Source organism: Sphingorhabdus buctiana (assembly GCF_042680825.1).
Classification (GTDB): Bacteria; Pseudomonadota; Alphaproteobacteria; order Sphingomonadales; family Sphingomonadaceae; genus Sphingorhabdus_B; species Sphingorhabdus_B buctiana.
Map to the genome: position 1 here is coordinate 1 of NZ_JBHUEL010000006.1, position 1,560 is coordinate 1,560.

General features: G+C 57.2%; 2 protein-coding genes. Both read left to right on the forward strand.

Annotation, left to right across the window (positions count from 1 at the left end; all coding sequences use genetic code 11):
• Window positions 1-139: 139 nt before the first annotated feature.
• Window positions 140-307: a hypothetical protein gene (locus ACFSAG_RS07160; RefSeq protein ID WP_381512901.1), complete on the forward strand. Its 168-nt coding sequence runs from the start codon at window positions 140-142 to the stop codon at window positions 305-307.
• A gap of 50 nt (window positions 308-357) precedes the next feature.
• Window positions 358-1,560, forward strand: a 1,203-nt coding sequence (locus ACFSAG_RS07165) for a recombinase family protein (RefSeq protein ID WP_381512904.1), incomplete at its 3' end; no start/stop codon positions are given.

A 1,560-nucleotide genomic window follows, 5' to 3' on the forward strand; every position in this document is an offset into this window, starting at 1 on the left:
CCAATAGATGAGGCCAAGGCTCCACTAATTTACGCAGCCATCAGTGCCAAATGTTCTGACGACGGACAGGCACAACCTCTTGTTGTTTTGATCGGGTTGCGCCCTCAGCTTCGGAAAGTCGTTCTGCCATAGCTGGCGCATGGCATCGCCGGATACTTTCGACGCAGAGCAACACGTGCCTTCGCTTGGCGAGCAGATGGTTGTGGTCTCCTGCGACATTGCTGAGGACTGCGCCATCAGCGGTGCAGAACTTCACGCAATCGAGCGGCTTCTCGGCGGCGACCTTATCCAACTTCTCAACGCCTGAACTCGCGGCATTGTCCGTGTCGTCTGGCGAGGCGATCGAGGACAACTACCATGACCTTTAGTTCCTCAAAAACGGCGAACAGCGTGCTTCCGAAGCGTGCGGTTTTGTATCTGCGCGTCAGTACCGGCCGTCAGGCGGCGGGCGATGTCTCGCTGCCATCACAACGCGATTTGAACCGGCGCTATTGCGAAGCGCAGGGATGGGACGTTGTTGACGAATATGTCGAACCTGGTGCCTCTGCGACCGATGATCGCCGACCTGTGTTCCAGCGCATGCTGGAGGACGCGAAAGCGGCTGATCGTCGCTTCGATGTCATTTGCGTGCACAGCTTCTCACGCTTCTATCGCAACGGCGCAGAGATGGAACTCACCATCCGTAAGCTCAGGAAGCTAGGTATCGAGGTTGTCTCGGTCACACAGCCCACGGGCAATGATCCAGCCCAAGAGCTGATGCGACAGATCATTGGCGTCTTCGATGAATATACTTCGCGGGAGAATGGCAAGAACGTCACCCGCGCAATGCGCGAGTCCGCCAAGCAGGGCTTTTGGAACGGTGCGCCGCCGCCATTGGGTTACCGGGCAGTAGAAGCCGAACGGCGCGGCGCAAAGATCAAAAAGAAGCTCGATGTCGACCCTGTCGAAGCTGAACTCGTCCGGTTGATCTTCAAGCTCTATCTTGAAGGCGATGGAACCACTGGTCCCTTGGGCGTCAAAGGTGTTGCTTCCTGGCTCAACACAAATGGCTATCGCACGCGCCGCGGCGCAACCTTTGGTGTCGGACCCTTACACGGCATATTGACCAATCGCTGTTATGCGACCGGCAAATGGCCTTATGGGGTTCGCAATGCACGGACAGGCGAGCTTAACGATCCAGCCGGCATCGTCGAAATCGACATACCTACGATCATTCCTCTCCCTCTTTTCGAAAATGTCCAGACGCGCCTGACTGGCAACAACCCCAAGGTGACTCCACCGCGCGTTGTGAACGGACCGACATTGCTTACAGGGCTCGCGGTTTGCGCAACATGCGGTTCAGGGATGACCCGCTCGGGTACTACGCGCAGGCATAAGCGCTACAGCTATTACAGCTGCGCCGGTTGCAAACAGCGGGGCAGGTCTGTTTGCAAGGGCCGAAACGTTCCGATGGAGAAGCTCGATACGCTCGTCATCGAAGGCATGGCGGATAAACTGTTGGTGCCCCAGCGCGTATCGCGAATCCTTGAGGGCCTCATCGAGCGCCATGCCGAGAAGGAT